At 45.4% G+C, this 23,400-nt stretch carries 15 protein-coding genes; 7 read left to right on the top strand and 8 right to left on the bottom strand.

From position 1 onward, the window contains the following. Nucleotides 1-132 precede the first annotated feature (132 nt). The 7 genes from MJ612_RS04440 to MJ612_RS04410 all read left to right on the top strand — a co-directional run bounded on the left by MJ612_RS04440 (nucleotide 133) and on the right by MJ612_RS04410 (nucleotide 13,084). Nucleotides 133-5,556, top strand: coding sequence for an alpha-2-macroglobulin family protein (locus tag MJ612_RS04440; protein WP_187029820.1), 5,424 nt, complete (start codon nucleotides 133-135; stop codon nucleotides 5,554-5,556). 47 nt (nucleotides 5,557-5,603) lie between these two features. Beyond that, on the top strand, nucleotides 5,604-7,949 hold the full coding sequence (gene pbpC / locus MJ612_RS04435) for a penicillin-binding protein 1C (RefSeq protein WP_187029818.1): 2,346 nt from the start codon (nucleotides 5,604-5,606) through the stop codon (nucleotides 7,947-7,949). A 58-nt stretch (nucleotides 7,950-8,007) separates the two neighbouring features. Then, entirely contained in the window at nucleotides 8,008-9,147 is a 1,140-nt protein-coding gene (locus tag MJ612_RS04430; RefSeq protein ID WP_187029816.1) for a putative sensor domain DACNV-containing protein, read from the top strand. Nucleotides 9,148-9,191: 44 nt separating this feature from the next. Next, nucleotides 9,192-9,719: a GreA/GreB family elongation factor gene (locus tag MJ612_RS04425; RefSeq protein ID WP_187029814.1), complete on the top strand. Its 528-nt coding sequence runs from the start codon at nucleotides 9,192-9,194 to the stop codon at nucleotides 9,717-9,719. 75 nt (nucleotides 9,720-9,794) lie between these two features. Beyond that, the gene (locus MJ612_RS04420; protein ID WP_187029812.1) at nucleotides 9,795-10,472 is read left to right on the top strand and encodes a response regulator transcription factor; all 678 of its coding nucleotides are present in this window, start codon (nucleotides 9,795-9,797) and stop codon (nucleotides 10,470-10,472) included. Next, nucleotides 10,469-11,743, top strand: coding sequence for a sensor histidine kinase (locus tag MJ612_RS04415; RefSeq protein ID WP_187029810.1), 1,275 nt, complete (start codon nucleotides 10,469-10,471; stop codon nucleotides 11,741-11,743). The genes MJ612_RS04420 and MJ612_RS04415 overlap by 4 nt, the downstream gene beginning before the upstream one ends. A 75-nt stretch (nucleotides 11,744-11,818) precedes the next feature. Then, complete coding sequence (locus tag MJ612_RS04410; protein WP_187029808.1) at nucleotides 11,819-13,084, top strand: SdiA-regulated domain-containing protein; 1,266 nt, start codon at nucleotides 11,819-11,821, stop codon at nucleotides 13,082-13,084. Between the two features lie 128 nt (nucleotides 13,085-13,212). Here the strand turns inward: MJ612_RS04410 and rplT are convergent, their stop codons facing one another. From rplT to MJ612_RS04370, 8 genes are all read right to left on the bottom strand, one after another. Continuing rightward, nucleotides 13,213-13,557 carry a 50S ribosomal protein L20 gene (rplT, locus tag MJ612_RS04405; RefSeq protein WP_162344375.1) on the bottom strand — a complete coding sequence of 115 codons (345 nt, stop codon included), beginning with the start codon at nucleotides 13,555-13,557 and terminating at the stop codon, nucleotides 13,213-13,215. A gap of 95 nt (nucleotides 13,558-13,652) precedes the next feature. Beyond that, nucleotides 13,653-13,847 carry a 50S ribosomal protein L35 gene (gene rpmI / locus MJ612_RS04400; protein ID WP_187029806.1) on the bottom strand — a complete coding sequence of 65 codons (195 nt, stop codon included), beginning with the start codon at nucleotides 13,845-13,847 and terminating at the stop codon, nucleotides 13,653-13,655. Nucleotides 13,848-13,870: 23 nt separating this feature from the next. Beyond that, complete coding sequence (infC, locus tag MJ612_RS04395; RefSeq protein ID WP_187029804.1) at nucleotides 13,871-14,395, bottom strand: translation initiation factor IF-3; 525 nt, start codon at nucleotides 14,393-14,395, stop codon at nucleotides 13,871-13,873. A gap of 121 nt (nucleotides 14,396-14,516) precedes the next feature. Then, nucleotides 14,517-16,454 (bottom strand): threonine--tRNA ligase, encoded by a 1,938-nt coding sequence (gene thrS / locus MJ612_RS04390; protein ID WP_187029802.1) that lies wholly within the window; start codon nucleotides 16,452-16,454, stop codon nucleotides 14,517-14,519. Between the two features lie 31 nt (nucleotides 16,455-16,485). Next, a complete protein-coding gene (locus tag MJ612_RS04385; protein WP_187029800.1) occupies nucleotides 16,486-17,592 on the bottom strand; it encodes a tetratricopeptide repeat protein in 1,107 nt (368 codons plus the stop codon). Nucleotides 17,593-17,705: 113 nt separating this feature from the next. Next, nucleotides 17,706-18,491 carry a tetratricopeptide repeat protein gene (locus tag MJ612_RS04380; protein ID WP_250419051.1) on the bottom strand — a complete coding sequence of 262 codons (786 nt, stop codon included), beginning with the start codon at nucleotides 18,489-18,491 and terminating at the stop codon, nucleotides 17,706-17,708. Nucleotides 18,492-18,544: 53 nt separating this feature from the next. After that, nucleotides 18,545-21,298 carry a DNA gyrase/topoisomerase IV subunit A gene (locus tag MJ612_RS04375; protein WP_187029798.1) on the bottom strand — a complete coding sequence of 918 codons (2,754 nt, stop codon included), beginning with the start codon at nucleotides 21,296-21,298 and terminating at the stop codon, nucleotides 18,545-18,547. Then, a complete protein-coding gene (locus MJ612_RS04370) occupies nucleotides 21,291-23,153 on the bottom strand; it encodes a DNA topoisomerase IV subunit B (RefSeq protein ID WP_187029796.1) in 1,863 nt (620 codons plus the stop codon). Before MJ612_RS04370 ends, MJ612_RS04375 begins: the two co-directional genes overlap by 8 nt. Between the last annotated feature and the right edge of the window lie 247 nt (nucleotides 23,154-23,400).

Genomic DNA, 23,400 nt, shown 5'->3' with positions numbered 1-23,400 from the left:
AATCTTTATACGCAACTGTAGAGGGTAGTTGCAATTCGTGTGCCAAAAAATTAACCTCCACTAAAACATTCTTTGTTTTGGTAAACATTTTTATATTTAAGTACCTGTTCAGGACATTTTTCTTTCTCCTCTATGAAAAAAACATCCTTATCCTGCTCTTTACCATTCTGGTATATCATTCTTATACTTGTCTTTATAAGCAGCTGCAAAGGCAAAAGCGATGAACTGCTGTTAGAAAGCCGAAACTTTGAGCAGCAAATAGCACAGGAGCAAAATCTGGTATTTAAATTTGATAAAGAGCTTGTACCAGATTCGTTACTGAACGATTGGGATACTATACCTTATATAAGCTTCAATCCGGCTGTACCTGGCAAGTTTAAATGGACGGCGCCTGACGAACTGGTCTTCTCCCCTTCCCGACCATTTGCGCCCAGCACCAATTACCAGGCCGAGCTGACCGATAACCTGCTTCACCATTCAAAAACTAAGTATAAAATACCGGCTGGCCAGGGCTTCACGTTTCATACCCCCTATGTGGCATTAACAAAAACCAAAACCTACTGGACCCTGAACGAAAACAACCCCACACAGCTGGAGGCTAACCTGCTGCTCAGTTTTAATTACCCTGTAGATCTACCATCATTGCGGGAGAACCTGCGCGTTTACCAGGGCAGAACCGGCCTACCGATTGAAGTAGTAAGCAGCAATCGCGAAAGTATAGCTGTGAAATTAAAGGGCGTTAGTCAGGCAACAGATGAAGCGATACCTGTGCTGTTAAGTATAAACAAAGGGCTAACCATGCCGGGCAGTACATACCAGACCACCCTAACTATAGAAAGGGAAGTTGAGCTGCCGAGCCGCCGCCAGATGCAGGTAACAGAAGTAGCTACCGCTTTCGAAGAAGGCCAGGAACGCATTTATGTTTTTACAACCCAACCAATAAGTAATGCTGATCTGCGAAGTACAGTAAGTATAGACCCGCAGCGCGAGTTTACGGTGGAAAGACTGGAAAACGGATTAGTGCTAAAAGGTAATTTCTCAGGTCAGGAAAACTATACTTTAACTATAAGCGGAAACCTGGCAGGCGTTGCGGGTAAAGAGCTAGGAAGAGATTACAGGCATCCGGTTACGTTCCAGACGCTGCAGCCAACTGTAGCATTTGCTAACCCTAAAAGCATTTACCTCAGCAGCCAGGGCTCCCGTGATATTGCCCTTAACCTGGTGCAGGTGCCGCGCATAAAAGTAAGTATAGGCAAAGTATACGAGAACAACATACTGCGCTACCTGCAGGACGGCAAAATGTATGATGGCTTTTACGACGAAGAAGCCGAAGAATATTACGAAAGTTCTTACTATGATGTAAACGACAATAACGGCAACATCATATTTGAGCGGGAGTACGATACCAAAAGCCTGCGTAAACAAGGAAGCAGCCGCCTGTTGAACCTAGACCTGAACGATCTTGATTTCGACAGCCAGTTTAAAGGGTTGTATGTGATAACAGTTTCCAGCACTGACAAGAACTGGCTGAAGGATTCTAAAATAGTCTCGGTTTCAGATATCGGGTTGATAGCGAAGCAGGGCAAAAATGATGTGGTGGTATTTGCCAACTCTATCCGGAATGCGACAACAATGGAAGGCGTAGAAATTCGTTTTATCAGTACCAACAACCAGGTCATCCATAAAGCCACTACCGATAAAGATGGCGTAGCCCGTTTCAGCAACATCAATAAAGCCGCTCCTGATTTCAAAATGGGCCTGATAACTGCCCGTCTTGGAAATGACTTTAACTATATGCCTTACAGCCAGACTCAGGTAAACACATCCCGGTTTGATGTAGGTGGTAAACGCCTGGGCGAGCTTAACTATGATGCCTTTATTTATGGCGACCGCGACTTGTACCGTCCTGGTGATACCGTGCATGTAAATACTGTTATCAGAACTCCATCCTGGAAAACTATAGCCGGATTGCCTGTAAAAATAAAACTGCTGCTGCCAAATGGTAAAGAATATCGAAGTATAAAAGGCAAACTGAATAAGGAAGGCGCCGCAACAGCCAATTTTATACTTAACACCGCAGCCGTTACGGGTACTTATACTATAGAAGTATACTCCGGAAACGATGTACTGCTGAACTCCCATAAAATTGGCGTGGAAGAGTTTATGCCGGACCGCCTGAAAGTAACTGCCACCCTTAATAAAACTGCTTTTGTACCGGGCGATAAACTTATCGTTAACCTGACGGCGCAAAACCTGTTTGGTCCGCCGGCAGCAAACCGCAACTACGAAATACAGCTTAGCCTGAAAAAGAAAATCTTCGAACCCAAAAACTACCCGGACTATAACTTCGATATTAAAACATCCGGTACAGTAGACATCCAGAACAGCGTGCGACAAGGGCAAACAGATGCGCAAGGCAAAGGCCAGGAAACATTTGAGCTTACCGGTTACCAGGATATAGGTTTATTGGATGGGTCGGTTTATACTACGGTATTTGATGAATCAGGAAGGCCGGTGAACAGGCTGAGCAAGTTTGATGTGAGCACGCAACAGGCATTTTATGGTATCCGCAAATTTGATAGTTATGTAAGTACCCGACGCCAGATGAATATTCCGCTGCTGGCCCTGAACCGAAATGGCAAACCTGTTTCCACTACTGCCCGCGTGCAGTTGGTGCGCTATACTTATGAGTCTGTTATTGAGCGCTACTCTGACAACTATAACTATAAATCGCAGCGCAAAGAAAATGTGGTGCTCAATAAAACGATAACTATACCTGCCGGTGGCGGCACCTTTAACTTTACGCCTGTATCATCAGGTGAGTATGAACTGCGGGTGATGCGGCCGGGCGCATATAACTATGTGGCGCAGGAGTTTTATGCCTATGGCTGGGGCGATACCGAAAGTACATCTTTTGCCGTGAACACCGAAGGCGTAGTAGACATTGCCCTGGACAAAGAAACCTATGAAGTTGGTGATAAAGCAAAAGTACTCTTCAAATCTCCTTTTGCCGGTAAAATACTGGTAACCGTGGAGCAGGACAAAGTGCTGAGCCACTATTACCTTAAAACCGATAAAAAAGCTGCATCGCTCACCTTGCCTATACTTAGTGAACACCTGCCGACAGCCTACATTACTGCAACTGCTATCCGACAGGTAAAAGACAACCGCATGCCGCTAACAATAGCCCGTGGTTTTAAACCTGTAACCGTAACTGCAAAAAGCACAAAGCTGGATGTAGCCATTGCAGCACCCGAAGTATCCCGGTCAAACAAGCTGCAGCAGGTAAAAATAAAGACCGCCCCTAATGCGGAAGTAACGCTGGCTGTAGTAGATGAAGGCATCCTGCAACTGAAAGACTATAAAACACCGGACCCGCACGGGTATTTTTACCAGAAACGTGCACTGGAAACCGAAGCATACGACCTCTATCCTTACCTCTTCCCGGAATTGGGCGGCCGTTCCAGCGTAGGCGGTGATGGCTATGACCTGGAGAAACGCATCAATCCACTTACATCAAAAAGAGTCAAACTGGTATCGTTGTGGAGTGGCCACCTTAAAACCAACAGCAACGGCGAAGCTACAGTTAAAGTTAAGATCCCGGAATTTTCGGGAGCTGTGCGCGTAATGGCCGTTGCTTACAAAGGCAGTGCATTTGGTTCAGCAGAAAAGATGATGCGCGTCTCAGACCCTGTTGTGATCAGTACGGCATTGCCACGTTTTGTAAGCCCGAAAGACACCCTATTAGTACCAGTTACGCTCAGCAATACGACAGCTAAAAAAGCAACTGCCAGCAGCGCAATAACAGTTACAGGACCTTTACGTGTGTTTGGCCCCGCAACCCGGTCAGCAAGTATAAATCCGAACTCCGAAGCCCAGGTAACCTATAAACTGGTAGCTGCGCCAGGTATAGGTCAGGCAAAAGTTACAATAGCCGTTAATGCACTGGGGGAGAAATTCAGCAACAACACCGACATTACAGTAAGGCCAACAGCACCTTTAACTAAAATAACAGATGCCGGAAGTATAAAAGATGGCGGCACTGCGGATATAAAGCTCACACATGATTTTATACCTTCATCCGTAGCATCAAAATTAGTGATCAGCAATTCGCCACTGGCGCAGTTTACAGATGATATTACCTTCCTGCTACGCTACCCGCATGGTTGCCTGGAGCAAACTACATCCACTGCTTTCCCGCTGCTGTACTATACAGATCTGGCAAAATCGCTGCAGCAGACACAGAAAAACAGAACCTATAACCCGAACTACCTGGTGCAGGAGGCTATCACTAAAATAGAACTGATGCAGCAATACGATGGTGGTTTTACTTACTGGCCCGGCGCTGAACAGACAGACTGGTGGAGCAGCACCTATGCCACACACTTCCTGCTGGAAGCGAAAAAGGCCGGATACCCGGTAACACAACAGGTACTGGATAAAGCCCTGACTTACCTGCAGCGCAAAGTAAAAGGCAAGGGCATGGAAGAGTACCGCTACTATAACCCCGCCCGGCAGGTGCAGAGCAAGTACATTGCATCGCGCGAAACAGCCTATTCGCTATATGTGCTAAGTATAGCCAGCAAACCTGATTGGGCAACCATGAACTACTATAAAGCCAAGCCTGAACTGCTCTCTCTGGACAGCCGCTACCTGCTGGCCAGTACCTACGCTATTAACGGTCGCCGCGAAAGCTTTAACCAGATCCTGCCCCGCTCCTTCTCAGGCGAAACGTCCGTTCGTGCCCTGGATGGCAGCTTCTATTCCCCGATGCGCGACATGGCTATTTCGCTGAACAGCCTGATAGAAGCAGATCAAGATAATCCGCAGGTAGCTACTTTGGCAAGGCACTTATCAGAAGAACTGCGGTCGAAACGCTGGTACAACACACAGGAACGGGCTTTTGCGTTAATGGCGCTTGGGAAACTGGCAAAACGAAGTGCAGGCAACGCAACAGCACAGGTTATGCAGAACGGTAAAGTAATTGGTACTTATAATGGTAGAGACCTGGTATTGCAGGAAAAGTTAAAGTCTGGCACTGTTTCACTTCGCGGTACTGGTAAAGGCACGCTGTATTATTTCTGGGAGATGGAAGGTATTAGCCAGAGCGGCAAGTATAAACAGGAAGATAGCTATATGCAGGTCCGCAAAGCCTTCTTTAACCGGGATGGAAAGCAGATCAGTAACAATACTTTTAAGCAGAATGACCTAGTTATAGTTAGAATTGCACTAAAATCCTTAGATGGTAGAACCATACCGAATGTGGCCATTACGGATATGTTACCAGCTGGCTTTGAGATCGAAAACCCACGACTGATGTCGGAGCGGGAGTTTGTTTGGATACAAAAGCAGCAACCTGCCATCCCGGATCATACCGACATACGTGACGACAGAATCAATATTTATACTACAGCCAAGCCAACTGAGCAGTACTTCTTTTACCAGGTTCGCGCTGCATCAAAAGGTACTTTTAGGTTAGGCCCAGTTGGTGCCGATGCCATGTATAATGCCGAATACCATAGTTATCATGGGGCAGGTACAGTAATGGTGAAGTAAGATTTAAGGAATTTGAAGATACTGACCTCACAGCGTCTGAACAATCTATGAAACAGCTAACCCTGAAGTATAAACTGATAAAACGGCTACCAAAGCAAAGCAGGAGGTGGCTGAGTTATACTTTGGTCTTGCTGTTGCCTATACTTTCATTTTTAGTTCTGAACCAGCTATACCCACTAACTATAAATGTTTCATATTCACCGGTAATTACAGCTTCGGATGGCAGTGTTATCAATGCGTTTCTGAGCAGCGACGACAAATGGCGGATGCAACTGGAAGCGGGTGAAATTAACCCTGTGCTGAAGAAAGCGGTGCTGCTGAAGGAAGATCGATATTTCTATTTCCATCCGGGTATAAACCCTGTGGCTATAGTTCGGGCTGCAATCAACAATGTTACGCAAAGTAAAACTACTTCCGGAGCATCTACTATAACCATGCAGGTGGCAAGACTGCTATACCCTAAAGAGCGAACATATCTTAATAAACTCACAGAAATATTCAGGGCGCTGCAACTGGAGTATACCTATAGCAAAGACGAGATCCTGCAACTTTACCTGAACCTGGTACCGTTCGGAGGTAATATCGAAGGTATAAAAGCGGCATCTGTTTTATACTTTCAGCAATCGCCTAAGCAGCTGAGCCTGGCGCAGGCCGTTACCTTAACAGTTATCCCAAACAAGCCTTCTTCGTTGCGCATCGGGGAGCAAAATGCCCGTATTGTAGAGTTCCGTAACAAATGGCTGAATTATTATAAACAAGAGCAAGCATTTAAGGAAGATGCAGTTGAAGATGCCTTACACGAACCACTGGAAGCTACCCGTCTGCAGGCTCCTAAAGTAGCGCCGCACTTTGCCTACCGCATGTTCAGCAAGTATAAAAATCAGCCGATCATCAAAACCACACTTAACCGGCAGGTGCAGGAAAAAGTAGAGCAATTAGCATATAATTACATGCAGCGGCTGCGTTACCAGAACATTCATAATGCAGCCGTGCTGGTCATTAATAACGAAACAAAGGCAGTAGAAGCATATTTGGGCTCTGCTGATTTCTCTGATGCGGCACATGGCGGGCAGGTAGATGGTGTGCGGGCTTTGCGCTCTCCAGGTAGTACATTAAAGCCTTTCCTGTATGCCACAGCTATAGATAAAGGCTTGGTTACACCTAAAACTATCATCAGCGATGTACCCATTGATTATGCCGGCTACCGCCCACAGAACTACTTCGGAAACTATAATGGGAACGTAACTATAGAACATGCCCTGGCTACGTCGCTGAACGTGCCGGCTGTAAAATTATTGGACCAAGTGGGTGTGTACACCTTTGTAAAAAAACTGCAACAGGCCGACTTTACAGACCTGAAGCAAAATGGTGACCAGTTAGGGTTATCGCTTATACTTGGGGGCTGCGGTGTTAAGCTGGAAGAACTAACTGCACTTTATGCCGCCTTTGCCAACCAGGGAAAGTATAGCCCGATCCGGTGGCTGCAACAGGACACAACTATGGCGGAGAAACAGGTATTCTCTCCTGCCTCAGCCTACATGATCAACCAGACGCTTACCCAGCTGCTTCGTCCGGACCTGCCGCACAATGCCCAGAACAGTGCACATCTGCCTAAAATAGCCTGGAAAACCGGAACATCGTATGGCCGCAAAGATGCCTGGAGCATTGGCTATAATAAGAAGTTTACTGTTGGGGTGTGGGTTGGCAATTTTTCCGGCGAGGGCGTGCCCGAACTAAATGGAACAGACTCCGCCACTCCGCTGCTTTTTGATATCTTTAACGCCATCGACTACAACAGTCCGAATAAATGGTTCTCACCGCCTAAAACCATTGCCAATAGAGCTGTATGTGTTGAAAACGGCCAGCCTGGCAACAGCTTTTGCCATGACCTGGTGATGGATACATTTATACCTGGCATCTCTCCTGTTGCCAAGTGCTCACACCTCAAAAAAGTAGCTGTTTCTGCTGATGAAAAGTATGCTTATTGTACCAGTTGTCAGCCATTGTCCGGCATCACACAAAAATGGTATCCGAACTATGCCCCGGAAATCCTGACCTTTTATGACTCAGAACATATCCCATACCAGCGCATACCTGGCCATAACCCGAACTGCAGCCGTATTTTCCAGGAGTTTGCACCTGTTATTACATCACCAACTGCAGAAATGGAGTATATCCTGGAACAGGAAGAGCGGCAGAAACTGATGCTACACTGCAACGCCCACAACGAAGTAAAACAGGTACACTGGTATATCAATGATAGATTTATAAAGACTGCAGCAGCTAACGAGAAAGTATTCTTTGAGCCACAGAGAGCTGGAAAGTATAAGATATCCTGCACCGACGACCAGGGACGCAACACGAACAGCTACATTACCGTGCAGTTTCTGTAAGTATAACTATAGACGAGAAGCAGCATAACTTTAGAAGCTTATACCTGTTTATTAAAGCATGATCTCAGCAACAACTTACCAGGCAGCCACCATAGTTGCCCAAACTATAGAACAGCATTTTATAGAGCAATCAGGCAGTGCAAAAGTCTTAAATTATCAGCCACTGGCTGCTGTGCCCTCTGCTTATGTTATTGAGAAAATTATCGACGTGGCATTTTGGGCAAGTCTGCGCCGCGAAGAAGGCCACATCATCAAAATATCGCTATCCTATTTGTCGCCGGAACAGGCACAGCTTCCTGTTATATTTCAGCAGCGATTACCACTTACGCCGGCTACACTAACAAAACTTGCACCGGGTGTAGAGCGCCCCGGCATCCACATTGGGGTCTGGGAAGAAGATGGCGAGCTTTATATCTGGGGCGCTACCCGATCCATTCCTAGTTTAAGTTTTGTGGTAGATGTGCCGGAGCCGGGTTTGCTTGTAGTGAAACACAAACGGCTGGATGGGTTCGGAAAATTTGCAAACGTGGCAGTACTGAAAGGCGACCAGGTTAAGATCATAGACGAGCAAAATACAGCCCTGGAAGATTGTCCCGGCTTCCTGACCTCATTACTGGGATTTGAAACACTATTTACTGATGTGTCAGCCAATGTACTGGTGCAGCTGGCCGTTTCTATGCGTGCGCATAAGCGGGGTGGCTCCTTATTGGTTGTGCCTTCTGCGTCTGATGCCTGGAAAGCATCCATTGTAAAACCTCTACTATATGCCGTAGAACCTTCTTTTTCAGGACTTGCTGACCTGGTTCAGAACAAAGCGGAAGAACTGGCAAAAGGCACCTGGCAAGTAGCACTTAATAGAGAAGTTGATTCATTAGCAGGGCTAACCGCAGTTGACGGTGCCACCATCATCAACGACAAGTACAACCTGCTGGCATTTGGCGCAAAAATAGGCCGCGCGGCAGGAAGCAAACCAGTTGATGAAATGATTGTGACAGAACCGGTGATAGGCGATACAGAAAAACAGCTGCATCCGGCACAAAATGGCGGTACCCGGCATTTGTCGGTAGCGCAGTTTGTACACGACCAACGCGACTCCCTTGGTTTGGTAGCCTCACAGGATGGACGTTTTACAATCTTCTCCTGGTCATCGCGCAAGCAAATGGTACACGCCCACCTTATAGATACACTGCTGCTATAAGCTATACTTTGTAACTCACCTGCACAGCCTGCGTTCTAACGGGCATGAGCAGAGCATTTGTAAAAGAAGACGATTCCGGCGAAGCGCCAATTATACCGCCAAGGGCAGCCTTACCACCAGGTGTTACCAACTACGTAACGCCGCGCGGCCTGGACCAATTACGTAACGAACTTGCAGAACTGGAAACAGAAAGAAGTCAGGCTGAAGCCAACCGGGATAACGAAGCGGAACGTACACGCCAGCTAACTATACTTAACGGCCGTATCGCAGCCCTCACATCCCGCATCACATCTGCCAAAGTAATCGAAGCAAAAGACCAACCCGCTGACCAGGTACGTTTTGGAGCCACAGTTACACTTAAAACTATAAAAGGAAAGAATATCGGCTTTGAAAGAACCTTTACGATAGTGGGTGTGGACGAAGCATCTGTAGAACAGGGTCGTATAGCTTTTGTAGCCCCTATCGCCAAAATTGTGACCGGAGCAAAGGTGGGGCAAACTATAACATTACGGCTTGGTAAAGATGAAGAAGTAGCCGAAATAACCCACATCTCATACGACGGAAATCAATAGCTTAAAGTATAAAACAGTGCCAAAACAGATTTGCTTCAGAATCGGTTAATACATTGCCGCCCTTACCCTTGCTCTATGAGAATACTGATCATTGAAGACGAACAGGCCCTGAATGCGTCTATAGTTACCTACCTGCAACAGGAAGGCTATACCTGCGACTCCGCATATGATTTTAGGGAAGCCAAGTTGATGGCAGCCGATATGCCTTATACTTGCGTGCTCATAGACCTGAACCTGCCCCACGGCGATGGGCTTGATTTGGTAAAACTGCTCAAAGAAAACACTCCTGAAACCGGCATTATTATTATCTCTGCTAAAAACGCATTAGATGATAGAATTACAGGACTGGAATTAGGCGCCGACGATTACCTGACCAAACCTTTCCATTTATCAGAATTGAATGCCCGTCTCAAATCTATAATCAGAAGGCGAAATTTTAATGGCCAAAAAACGGTACAGATAGGTGATCTGGAAGTTTTTCCGGATGCTGCTGAAGCACAGGTGCAGGGTAAAAAACTGGTACTAACTAAAAAGGAATACGACCTGCTGCTATACTTTCTAGCAAACCGGAACCGTGTACTCACCAAAGACTCTATAGCCGAGCACTTGTGGGGAGATCATGTAGAAGCACTCGATTCGCTGGATTTTGTGTACACGCACATCAAGAACCTTCGGCGTAAAATTATGGAAGCCGGCGGCGAGGATTATATCCAGACAGTGTATGGGTTAGGCTACAAGTTTGTAAATCCATGAGAATCCTGACCAAAACAAGTTTATATTACCTGCTGGTGTCGTTCGTGGTATTCCTGCTGGGTGGCATCGGTTATTATCTCATACTTCAGGGCGAGATCTACGACGAAGTAGATGATCAGCTTTTCACCGATAAGGAAAACATACTTGCCTTTATCCGTCGCACCAACACGTTGCCCCACGTTACCTCAGGCGTTACCGAAACTATACTTGTAAAAGAAGTAACCAACGCCACTCCTGTTCTCGAATCCCTGACCGATACACTTATTTATAGTTCCTACGACGAAGAAAGCATCCCATACCGCCGGCTCACTTTCACTGCCTATCAAAACAACAGGGTCTATCAGTATACCATCATGAAGTCTGTGATGGATTTTGACGACCTGTTTGAAAGTACCGTATTTGCCATGGGCTGGACTTTCCTGATGCTGCTGGTTGGGTTAGGAGCTGTAAACTATAGTATTAATAAGTATACCTGGCGCAACTTCTATAATACTCTGCAAAAAATAAAGCGCTATAGTTTATCGCAGTACGGGCCGCTTCAGCTTAAGCCTTCCAACACAACGGAATTCCAGGAATTGAACAGTGTACTACAGGCTATGACAAATAAAATTCATGCTGATTACCTGAACCTGAAGGAATTTACCGAGAATGTATCGCATGAAATTCAAACACCACTGGCTATTGTTAACAGTAAACTGGAGCTTTTTATGCAGTCAGCTACCCTTACAACTGACCAGGCCAAGTTGCTGGAAGAGATGCATCATTCCGTTACAAGGCTGGCCAGGCTAAACAAGTCACTGATCCTGCTTACCCGTATCGAGAATCGTGAGTTTAAGGAAAATGAAGACGTAGCCTTACATGAACTGCTTGCCCAGCAAACCGAACAGCTACAGGAATTAATAGACATGCACGGCCTGCAACTGGAGCAAAGTATAACAAAACCAGTGTTTGTACACATGAACCGGGGCCTTGCCGAAGTATTGGTATCTAACCTGCTTATTAACGCTATTCAACATAACCAGCCTAATGGTATAATTAAAGTGGCCTTAACCAAAGCTAAACTTTGTATCCAGAACACCGGCGAAGCAATTCAGAACTCTCCTGACAACATGTTCGGCAGATTTGTGAGCGGAAGTAACAAGTCAGGTTCATTGGGTATCGGGCTTGCATTAGTAAATAAAATCTGCTCAGTTTATAGTTTGCAACCAAGCTACACCTACCAGGATGGCATGCACACGCTTTGTATAAATTTCTCAAACAAAAACCGCTAATAAACAAACAGCTACAGATTGTCTTCAGAATTGGGTCGTAAACTTCGGTTGTAATTACTATAAAAGACAATCATTATGAAAAAATATAGCCTATATGCATTCACACTTGCCACATTGCTAGCAGGTAGTGCCTGTAACTCCATCTGGGGAAATACGGAAGTACCGGAAGCAGTTAAAGTACAATTTGCTGAGCGTTACCCAACTATAAAGCAGGTTGACTGGGACACAGATAGCGGAAACTATGAAGCTGAATTTAAGCTAAGTGGCCTGGAGAGAACTGCCTTGTTTACAGCTGATGGCAAACTTGTGAGCTACACTGAAGAAATAGATCAGCGCCATTTACCTAAAACTATACTTGAAACACTGCAGGCTAATTATGCTAACTATAAATTAGATGAGGCACACCGACTGCAACAGGATGGAAACTCAAGGTATGTAGTGGAACTGGAAGATAACATGGATGAGCTTGAGCTACACTTCGATGCTTCCGGTAAGATAATAGAGCAACAGGCTTCAGCAAAAGTAAATAAACAGGAAGCATCACTCCTGCCAGCAAAATTTCTGAGTAAAACTGCAAATACATTAGGTGAACCCTCAGAGCGATGGGAATTACCAGCTAACCTGCGAGAAGTATCAGGTATAGCTTTATTACCAGATGGACTGATTGCCTGTGTGCAGGACGAAGAAGGGGCCATACATTTATTTGACCCGGTAAAGAAACAGGTTACTGATAAGATCAGTTTTGCTGGCCCTGGTGATTATGAAGGTATTTCCTTGATCGGGCAGGATGCTTTTATACTTCGCAGCGATGGTACCTTACTTGAAGTTCAGAATTTCAGGAATGGTAAGCCTGCAGTAACAGAGCATAAAACTGTACTGGCTGGCACACAGAATACAGAAGGCCTTGCCTACGATGCAAAAAATAACCGCCTGTTATTGGCCTGCAAGGGTTTCGATACCAAGCTTGGTGATAGCAAAGGCATTTATACTTTCTCGCTAAGCAGCAAAACAATGCAGCAAGAGCCAGTATTTCATATTTCTTTGGCACAAGATGGCTTGACAAGTACAAAAAAGAAAAAGAAGAACAAGTATGATGTACTACAGCCTTCCTCTTTTGAGATACATCCTGTAACAGGCGATTTATACTTACTGGATGCGGTAAACTCACGCCTGCATATCATAAATGAGCAGGGCAAGATCTTAAAAACAACTCAACTGGATAAAAAACTACTCCGCCAGCCGGAAGGTATGACTTTTAGTGATAAAGGCGAATTATATATTGCCAGCGAGGGCGGCACCAAAGGGAAAGGTGTTATTGTAAAATTTGCTCAGGGTATTTAAAGTATACAAGCAATTTATGCCCGATCTATAGTTGGTAATCGGCGCAGGAGTGCAAATGTAGTAGATACAGGTAAATAGAAAAGGGCTTAACCGAAGTTAAGCCCTTTCATGTTATATAACGAAGTAAATTACTTTACTTTATCAACGATGCTCTTGAAAGCTTCTGGGTGGTTCATCGCCAGGTCAGCAAGTACTTTGCGGTTCAGGTCGATGTTAGCCTTCTTAAGGGCGCCCATTAATGCTGAATAAGAAAGACCGTGCTCGCGTGCACCTGCGTTGATACGCTGGATCCAAAGCGCGCGAAAGTCTCTTTTCTTCTGCTTTCTGTCGCGGTATGCGTAAGTTAAACCTTTTTCAACAGCGTTTTTCGCTACTGTCCAAACGTTCTTACGACGGCCAAAGTAACCTTTGGCCATTTTCATTATTTTCTTTCTTCTGTGTCGTGCTGCAACGACATTTACCGATCTAGGCATTTCTTTACAGTTTTAGCGGCTGGTGATTATACTTTAATCTTCAAAAAACCAGACACTGGGTTTATACTAATTAATTAACCTTCTAATTCCTCGAATTAGATTTGAAGCATTAACTTCACTCTGTCCATATCAGCTGAGCTAACAAGACCTGCGTGTGTTAAATTACGCTTCTGCTTTGTCGTTTTCTTGGTCAGGATGTGGCTTTTGTAAGCGTGCTTACGCTTAATTTTGCCAGTACCTGTCAAAGAAAAACGCTTCTTTGCACCAGATTTAGTTTTAACTTTTGGCATGTGTATATAATTGATTAAACGAATTACTTTTTAACCGGGGCTGCAACCTTAGGTGCCAGCATCAGGAACATTCTCTTTCCTTCAAGCTTCGGTAACTGCTCAACTTTTGCTACGTCTTCCAACGCCTGAGCAAATTTAAGCAACAGGATCTCGCCACGCTCTTTAAACACGATTGTTCTACCAACAAAATGCACATAAGATTTAATCTTAAATCCACTTTCAAGGAAAGATTTTGCGTGCTTCAGCTTAAACTCAAAGTCGTGGTCATCTGTGTTAGGACCGAAACGGATTTCCTTCACAACCACTTTCTGAGCCTTGGCTTTCATCTCACGGGTCTTCTTCTTCTGCTCGTACTTAAATTTCGAGTAATCGATAATACGGCATACCGGTGGGTTAGCAGTTGGCGATATCTCAACCAGGTCAAGATTTTGCTCGTTTGCTATTCGTTGAGCGTCCCGTGTCTGGAACACTCCCTGCTCTACATTGTCTCCAACCAATCTTACCTCGCGGGCAGTTATCTTATCATTGACTTTGTATGGCTCCTCCACCTTTCCTCGTGGGATGTAGCGCTTATTTGGCGTAGCTATGGTTTTACCTCCTTAAATCTTTTAAATTCTACAATCAGGGTGCGAATATCGCAATTTATAATTCAAAATGAAAATTCTTTCATTAATTGTTAAGCATTTCAGCTATTTTGCTCTGAAACAGATCGATAAATGCATCAACTGCCATTGAGCCAAGGTCACCTTCCCCATGTCGGCGTACAGAAACAGCATTTTCTTCCTGCTCCTTCTCCCCTACTATCAGCATGTATGGCACCTTTCTAACTTCCGCATCGCGTATTTTACGACCGATCTTCTCATCCCGGTTGTCTACAAAACCACGAATATCCATCTCTGCCAATCTATCATAAACCTGCTGCGCAAAGTCCTGGTACTTCTCAGAAATCGGAAGTATAGCAAACTGCTCAGGGCTCAGCCACAGTGGGAAATTACCACCACAGTGCTCTATCAATACCGCTACGAAACGTTCCAGAGATCCAAATGGCGCACGGTGAATCATTACCGGGCGATGCTTCTGGTTATCGGCACCAATATATTCTAACTGGAAGCGTTCAGGTAAGTTATAATCTACCTGAATAGTTCCCAACTGCCATTTACGGCCTAGTGCATCACGCACCATAAAGTCAAGCTTAGGTCCGTAGAACGCAGCCTCGCCCAATTCGGTTACAGTACGCAGACCTTTCTCGGCAGCGGCTTCAATAATGGCATTCTCAGCCTTCTCCCATAATTCATCGGCACCAATATACTTAGCCTTGTTTTCCGGGTCACGAAGCGATATCTGGGCAGTATAATCTTCAAAACCTAATGCACTGAATACATAAAGCACCAGGTCAATTACTTTCATAAATTCTTCCTTCACCTGATCCGGTCGGCAGAAAATGTGGGCATCATCCTGCGTAAAGCCACGAACTCGGGTTAAGCCATGCAATTCACCACTCTGCTCGTACCGGTATACAGTACCAAACTCTGCCAGGCGCACCGGAAGCTCCTTATAAGAACGCGGACGGGTTTTATAGATCTCGCAGTGGTGCGGGCAGTTCATTGGCTTCAGGAAGAACTCCTCCCCTTCATTTGGCGTCCTGATCGGCTGAAAAGAGTCTGCACCATACTTTTCGTAGTGGCCTGAAGTAACATAAAGCTCTTTGCTACCAATGTGCGGTGTAACTACCGGCTGGTAACCTGCTCTTACCTGGGCCTTTCGCATAAACTGCTCCAGGCGCTCACGCAGCAATGTACCTTTAGGCAACCAAAGTGGTAAGCCCATACCTACTTTCTCAGAGAAAGCGAAAAGCTCAAGCTCCTTACCAAGTTTTCGGTGGTCGCGCTTCTTGGCTTCTTCAAGCCGCTCTAGGTACTCAGTCAGCTCCTTCTGTTTCGGGAAAGTAACGCCATAAATTCTGGTCAGCTGCTTTTTGCTTTCATCGCCACGCCAGTAAGCGCCAGCCACATTCATTAATTTAGCAGCCTTTATAAAACCAGTATTCGGGATGTGTGGTCCACGGCAAAGGTCTACAAAGTTACCTTGCTCATAAAAAGTTATACTTCCGTCTTCCAGATCTTTGATCAGGTCGAGTTTATACTCGTCGCCCTTTTTTGTAAAGTATTCTGTAGCTTCTGCTTTAGATACTTCGCGGCGCTTAAATTCGCTTTTATTACGAGCCAGTTCCAGCATCTTCTGCTCTACTTTGGCAAAATCATCCTGCGAGAAAGTACGGTCACCCAGATCCACATCGTAGTAGAAACCATTTTCTACAGGAGGTCCGATACCGAACTTCACGCCAGGGTATAGTTCTTCCAGGGCCTCTGCCAGCAAGTGTGCTGATGAGTGCCAGAAAGCATTCTTACCCAGATCATCGTTCCAGGTGAGCAGTTGCACGGTAGCGTCTTCCGTAATCGGACGTGTGGCGTCCCAAACAGAGTCGTTTACTTTGGCGGCTAACACATTGCGCGCCAGACCTTCGCTAATGCTAAGTGCAATCTCGTAGCTTGTCACCCCTTGCGGATATTGGCGAACAGAGCCATCTGGTAATGTGATGTTGATCATGTATAGTTTTATTGACTCGTGATGAAATTTCTTATTCTGTAGTACCGGCAGTATCAGCAACTATAGGCGCTGGCCTTGTAAGTTTAGCTTTTAAGCGTGCTATACTTTGATCTGCAAAAGTATAACCTGGTTGTAAAGCATCCAACCGTTGGTACTGTTCTAACGCTTTTATATTCTGACCAGTTCGTTCATAGGCACTGGCTAATATGGTAATATACTTTATATGATGTCCAAATTCTTTGGCAGCTTTCTCCAGATGTGAGATGGCTCCAGCGTTATCGCCACGCATATACAACAACTGTCCGGCCTGGTACTGTGCATTTTGCAAGGTATCCGCCAGACTTATAGCTTTAGTATAACTCCATAGTGCACTATCTGACTTTTGAATAGCCTCATAATACTGGCCTCTGTAGAACCACAACTGCGCATCTTTAGGGACCTGTTTCATAGCTTTAGTTATATGCACAGCTGCTTCACTGTAAAGCTTCAGGTTTATGAGGGCACCGGCCAATTCACGTCTGGCTTCGGCAAAATCAGGAGCTTCTCTCAGAGCTAATCTATAGTTGTTTGAAGCCCGGGCTGTATCACCGGTTACCTCCGCCACACGGCCGTTGTAGTACAAGGCATATTCGTTACGAGGCGCAAGAGCAAGTGCTTTTGAAGCATAAATGGCAGCTTGTTGTGGCTCTTTATGTTGCAGATATAAGTCGCTCAATAACACATACAAAGAGACACTCTGGTAGGAGTTTCGCTCTGCTTTCAAAGCCAAAGGTAATGATTCCTTAACATTACCCATTGCCCGCAGCACCTGCGCTTTCAGGAACAGGTACCCCATCTCATTCTTATTCAACTCAATAGCTTTGTTCACATCAGCTAAAGCTTTCTCAAGATCATCTTTTTTTAAATAGATCTTTGCCCTGCGTGAGTATAAACTCGCATCCTGCCTGTTTCGGGCTATCGCTGTAGTAAGATTTGCTAACTGTGTTTCTCCGTCGTCTGATACTTTCTCCAGGTTCACCATCTGTTCCCCTGCCCCCTGATTCAGATTACAGCCTGCTATAGTTGCAAGTATAATCGCAAGCAAAGCAGTTATTGCTTTCTTCTTCAGGTACTGCATATATAATTTCAGGCGATACATCAGAACGCTAAATTAGGTAATATTTATGTAATTTTTGATTACAGGTAAGTATAGGCAAAAAGAAAAAGCCTGCTACGTCTGGTAGCAGGCTTCTATTCTTTATAGAGCAGCAGTTATTTTTTATACTGCTGCAACATGATCTTACACCGTCGGGCGAGTTCAAGTTCATCCCGGGTAGTAACCTGTAAAGCTATTGCCTGCTCCAGTGTTGCCGTGCAGTCATCCGTGCTTTTCATCTCTTTATAAACAGCAGCCAGATCATAATAATACTGGATGTTCATTGGGTTATACTTTATGGCTGTTTGTATAGCTGTAGCTGCCTCTTCATTTGTTGCTTCACCACATACTCCTCCGAAAAACATCTTCGAAGCAGCAGATTCTGCAAAATTAAGATTAGCCATTTTAAAATACCAACGTCCCAATAAATGCCAGGCTCCGGCATGTTTGTTATTACTTGCCAGTGCTGCATCCAGGAACGACTTCATCTGGTTTATACCTGCCAAGCGCTGTTTCGGACCTGAAACCATTGCCATTGCACCCAAAGAAAGAGCCATAGCATAATTAGCTTCAGAATCATTTGGGTTCAGCTCGTAAGCTCTGCTGGCATATTCCTTAGCTTTCACATAAAAAGCTATCTTGGTGCCATCATCCGTAACACGTTCGCCTATCCTGCAATTTAGCAAGCTTGCTTTACAGAGAGCTGTATAGTTATCCGGAGCAGCCTGAAGCACTTCCTCATACATAGCAAGTGCTTCGCTGTCGCGGTAATTAAGCATTAGTTCTTCAGCCTTCTTCAGCAGTTGTTCTGTACCTGCTCCGGAACCAGCAATCACACACACTGGTGCACCTGCTAGGCCCAGCATCAACAAAAACATCCAAACCTGGAGTTGTCGCTTCATAATTAGTTTAGTAGGAGAATTATGAAACAAGAATTAGCAAAATTGGACTTAGATTAGAACAGGTTTAACTGTTTCTTTTCCTTAATAGCTTTTTTTGCACTATTTTCTTGTACGTTTTCTTCTACGGCAATCAGCGCATCAGGTTGAGTTCCGCTTGCACGGGCAGCTTCCTCAGCCAACTCTTTCAGCTCAGATGGAAGCGTAACCGGTTCACGCTTAGCAGCAGCTTTCTTTGCTTTCGGCTTGTCTTCCTCATACTCTACCACTTCCTGCTTCGGCACTGTCACATCAAAAATCTTGAAGTAATTGAGCTTATTACCCATGGCCTTCCAGCCTTTTACATCAATAAATTCGCTTAACAGGATTTTCTCAGATTCCTTGTCGCCACGCAGGCTACGCTTGAATTTGATCTCAGCCAACGGCTCAGGGTGAGTGGAAACAGCTTCCAGCCTGGAGTTCTTGCTTTCTGAAATAAAGGTGAATTTCTTACCTACCGTAGAAGTCTCTATTCTGAAACGCTTCACATAGTAGGTTTTATTGTCCCCTTCATAATATATAGTTGACACCACAAGTTCCGGATCGAACTTCTGCAGCACCTTGATCTTTTCAACTGTATAGTGGTTGCTCAGGTCAAAAGTAGTCTGCTCATAAGTACCGTCTTCGTAAATTACCAGTATCGTATCCTCTGTATTGAATGAACCCAGGTAACGACCACGGCCTTCGGTGTTCAGTCGGCCGATCACTTCGTCGTAGAAAATCTCACGACCACCCAGCGTAGAATCGCCGAGGCTCTTCTGCACCACTTTCTTGATCGGGTACTTCGTTACGATGTTACCGTTTGAGCCTTTGCCTTTAATCATCAGTTCAGCAAAGTCGAAATCAAACTGCTTAATACGTGCTGTTGATTGTGGTGCCAGCGTTATACTTACCACTTCAGATTCAGAGTTCGGGTTAGCTGTCAGGTAATGCACCTTCGAGCCCTTCTCTCCTTTTGTCAGGTCGTACTCCTTATCTCTAGTGATAGACTTCACGGCAAAGCGTTTCGCAAACGAAATACCGGACTTGCCATCCACGTAGATCATGTTGTAGACCATGTGCTCGTCGTTCTTGTTGTAAACGCCAGCCATAATAATGTCCTTACCAACGAAAGTTTTATCAGCGACTTTGGTTACCGTAAATTTACCGTCCTTACGAAACACGATGATGTCGTCCATATCAGAGCAGTCGCACACGAATTCATCTTTGCGCAGGCTGGTTCCGATAAAGCCGTCTTTGGCATTCATGTAAAGCTTCTGGTTAGCGATGGCTACTTTCTGCGCCGTAATCACATCAAAGGTTTTAACCTGTGTTTTACGGTCACGGCCCTGGCCATACTTCTTCAGCAAGCCTTCAAAGTAAGCAATCGAGTAGCGGATCAGGTTCGCCAGGTTATCATCCACTTCAGCCATTTCCTCTTCCAGCTTGTTGATATATTCATCCGCTTTGAAAGAGTCAAACTTAGAGATACGCTTGATCTTGATCTCCGTCAGGCGAATGATATCCTCCTCGGTTACCTCACGACGAAGAAGCTTTTTGAACGGATCAAGTCCTTTATCAATCGCCTGAAGAACTGCTTCCCAGGTTTCGCATTCTTCGATGTCGCGGTAAATACGGTTCTCGATAAATATCTTTTCCAGAGATGAATAGTGCCACTTGTCTTCAAGCTCACCTTTTCGAATCTCCAGTTCACGTTTCAGCAGGTCTACCGTTTTAAAAGTAGAAATACGGAGCAACTCATCCACACTCAGGAAGTGCGGCTTATCGTCAATAATCACGCAGGTGTTTGGAGAGATAGACACTTCGCAATCCGTGAAAGCGTAAAGCGCGTCCATCGTCAGGTCAGGCGACACACCTGGTGGCAACTGCACCTGTATCTCTACATCAGCAGCTGTGTTATCAATCACCTTCTTGATCTTGATCTTGTTGTTCTCGCTCGCTTTCACGATCGATTCCATCAGGCCAGTCGTGGTCACACCATAAGGCACATCACGAATGATGAGCATGGTCTTATCAACCTTTTCAATGGTTGCACGCACACGTATCTTGCCACCGCGCATACCATTGTTATAGTTGGTAACATCTACCATACCTCCGTTCGGGAAGTCAGGCAGCAATGTAGTGCTACGCCCTTTCAGCACATCAATAGAACCTTTGATCAGCTCCTTAAAGTTGTGCGGCATGATCTTCGTAGAAAGACCTACGGCTATACCTTCTACGCCCTGTGCAAGCAGTAGCGGGAATTTAACAGGCAATGTTACCGGCTCATTTTTACGGCCATCATAGCTTAGCTGCCAAAGCGTTGTCTGCGGATTAAATACCACATCCAAAGCAAACTTGGAAAGGCGCGCTTCGATATAACGTGGTGCCGCTGCACTGTCGCCGGTACGTACATCGCCCCAGTTACCCTGTGTTTCAATCAGAAGGTCTTTTTGCCCCAGGTTCACCATCGCGTCGCCAATAGAGGCATCGCCGTGCGGGTGGTACTGCATGGTTTGACCTATCACGTTAGCCACCTTGTTAAAGCGACCATCGTCCATTTCTTTCATGGCGTGCAGGATACGGCGCTGCACCGGCTTTAAGCCGTCTTCGATAGCTGGCACTGCACGCTCCAGAATTACATAAGAAGCATAATCTAAGAACCAGTTTTCATATAGACCAGAAACAGGCGTTACATTATGGATGACTTCTTCTTCGCCATCTGTAAACGCAACTTCCAACTCCTCTTCTTCGTGGCTGTGCAATTCTTCGTTTATATCGTCGTTATGCATAAATTTCTTCAACTATGTCTTTCTCAATCTTCAAATTCTCGATGATGAACTGCTGACGCTCCGGCGTGTTCTTGCCCATGTAGTAGTTCAGCATTTTCTGGATCGTAGTATCCTTCTGCAAAATCACCGGCTTCAGTTTGATGTTATCGCCAATGAACTTGCCAAACTCATCCGGAGAGATCTCTCCAAGCCCTTTGAATCGGGTAATTTCAGGGCGTTTGCCCAGCTTCTGTATTGCTTCCTGCTTTTCGGTTTCGTTGTAGCAGTAGATCGTTTCTTTCTTGTTGCGAACACGGAACAGCGGCGTTTCAAGTATAAACACGTGACCGTTACGCACCAGGTCCGGGAAGAACTGCAGGAAGAACGTAAGCAGCAGCAAACGAATGTGCATACCATCCACGTCGGCATCAGTTGCGATTACCACGCGGTTGTAACGCAGCCCATCCAATCCTTCTTCAATGTTCAAGGCGTGCTGCAGCAGGTTAAGCTCCTCGTTTTCGTAAACGATTTTCTTCTTCATGCCGAAGCAGTTCAATGGCTTACCTCTTAAACTGAATACAGCTTCCGTGTCCACGTTACGGGACTTGGTAATAGAACCACTTGCAGAGTCACCCTCTGTTATAAAGAGCGTAGACAGCAGTGAATTCTCGTGCTTGTCTTCGTTGAAGTGCAGGCGGCAATCGCGCAGTTTGCGGTTGTGCAGGTTCGCTTTTTTAGCACGCTGGTTCGCCAGCTTTTTAACACCGGCCATGTCCTTGCGCTCGCGCTCACTCTGCTCAATTCGTTTCTTCAGGGCTTCTGCAGTAGCCGGGTTCTTGTGCAGGTAGTTATCAAGGGCCTCTTTAACAAAATCGTTGATATAGGCACGAACTGCAGGACCATCTGGTCCCATTTCGATAGAACCAAGCTTTGTCTTCGTCTGTGATTCGAACACCGGCTCCTGTACACGGAGCGATACAGCACCTATAATAGAGCCTCGGATATCCGCAGCATCGTAGTCCTTCTTAAAGAAATCGCGCACCGTTTTAACCACCGCCTCACGGAAAGCAGCAAGGTGTGTACCACCCATAGTAGTATACTGGCCGTTCACAAAGCTATAGTATTCTTCACCGTAGTCATTGCCGTGTGTTAGCGCCAATTCAATATCCGGCCCTTTCAGGTGGATGATCGGGTAGCGCATAGTTTCTTCATCGGCTTTGTTACGCAGCAGGTCCAGGAGACCATTTTCTGAGTAGAACTTTTTGCCGTTGAAGTTTATAGTTAAGCCAGCGTTCAGGTATACATAGTTCCAGATCTGGTTCTCCAGGTACTCTAGGTTAAACTGGTAGTTCTTGAAGATGGTATCGTCCGGCGTGAACGTAGTAAGGGTACCGTTGCGCTGAGAAGTCTGCTCCAGTGGCAGATCGTTTGTTAAAACGCCACGCTCAAACTCAGCTGCTTTCATCTGACCATCACGAACCGACTGAATGCGGAAGTGGCTTGACAATGCGTTTACCGCTTTTGTACCCACACCGTTCAGACCCACTGATTTCTGGAAAGCCTTGCTGTCATACTTACCACCGGTGTTGATCTTGCTCACGCAGTCGATCACTTTACCCAGCGGAATACCACGGCCATAGTCGCGCACCTGTACCTTGTGGTCTGAGATCTTGATGTCGATGGTTTTACCGAAGCCCATCACGTGTTCGTCGATGGAGTTGTCGATTACCTCTTTCACCAAAATGTAAATACCGTCATCGGCCGAAGAACCGTCTCCAAGCTTGCCGATGTACATACCAGGGCGTAACCTGATGTGCTCGCGCGGCTCCAGCGAGCGAATGCTGTCTTCGTTATAATTGTGCTCTAACTCTGCCATTCTGTAAGCGTAAGTGTATTTGATTCGGTGGAATTACTCGGAAATATAGGAAATATAAGAGACAACATGCAATATTAGTTCCGCTGCGCTCCTCAACCACAAAGTAACAAAAAATATTTACTAATTTTTTTAGTTTTTAATTCTTATTACAAGTAGCTACTGCTTATCCTATAGGATATACAACTATAAAAAATCACTTACAGTTCACAAAACAAAAGATATTTTACTGATACAATAAGCTAATTTT

Origin of the sequence: Pontibacter deserti (assembly GCF_023630255.1) — a bacterium.
Classification (GTDB): Bacteria; Bacteroidota; Bacteroidia; order Cytophagales; family Hymenobacteraceae; genus Pontibacter; species Pontibacter deserti.
This window is presented reverse-complemented; position numbering and strand designations above follow the sequence as displayed.

Bases quoted from the DNA above. Each gene is read 5' to 3' on its own strand.
- MJ612_RS04440 (WP_187029820.1), top strand. From the start codon at position 133: ATGAAAAAAACATCCTTATCCTGCTCTTTACCATTCTGGTATATCATT.
- pbpC (WP_187029818.1), top strand. From the start codon at position 5,604: ATGAAACAGCTAACCCTGAAGTATAAACTGATAAAACGGCTACCAAAG.
- MJ612_RS04430 (WP_187029816.1), top strand. From the start codon at position 8,008: ATGATCTCAGCAACAACTTACCAGGCAGCCACCATAGTTGCCCAAACT.
- MJ612_RS04425 (WP_187029814.1), top strand. From the start codon at position 9,192: ATGAGCAGAGCATTTGTAAAAGAAGACGATTCCGGCGAAGCGCCAATT.
- MJ612_RS04420 (WP_187029812.1), top strand. From the start codon at position 9,795: ATGAGAATACTGATCATTGAAGACGAACAGGCCCTGAATGCGTCTATA.
- MJ612_RS04415 (WP_187029810.1), top strand. From the start codon at position 10,469: ATGAGAATCCTGACCAAAACAAGTTTATATTACCTGCTGGTGTCGTTC.
- MJ612_RS04410 (WP_187029808.1), top strand. From the start codon at position 11,819: ATGAAAAAATATAGCCTATATGCATTCACACTTGCCACATTGCTAGCA.
- rplT (WP_162344375.1), bottom strand. From the start codon at position 13,557: ATGCCTAGATCGGTAAATGTCGTTGCAGCACGACACAGAAGAAAGAAA.
- rpmI (WP_187029806.1), bottom strand. From the start codon at position 13,847: ATGCCAAAAGTTAAAACTAAATCTGGTGCAAAGAAGCGTTTTTCTTTG.
- thrS (WP_187029802.1), bottom strand. From the start codon at position 16,454: ATGATCAACATCACATTACCAGATGGCTCTGTTCGCCAATATCCGCAA.
- MJ612_RS04385 (WP_187029800.1), bottom strand. From the start codon at position 17,592: ATGTATCGCCTGAAATTATATATGCAGTACCTGAAGAAGAAAGCAATA.
- MJ612_RS04380 (WP_250419051.1), bottom strand. From the start codon at position 18,491: ATGAAGCGACAACTCCAGGTTTGGATGTTTTTGTTGATGCTGGGCCTA.
- MJ612_RS04375 (WP_187029798.1), bottom strand. From the start codon at position 21,298: ATGCATAACGACGATATAAACGAAGAATTGCACAGCCACGAAGAAGAG.
- MJ612_RS04370 (WP_187029796.1), bottom strand. From the start codon at position 23,153: ATGGCAGAGTTAGAGCACAATTATAACGAAGACAGCATTCGCTCGCTG.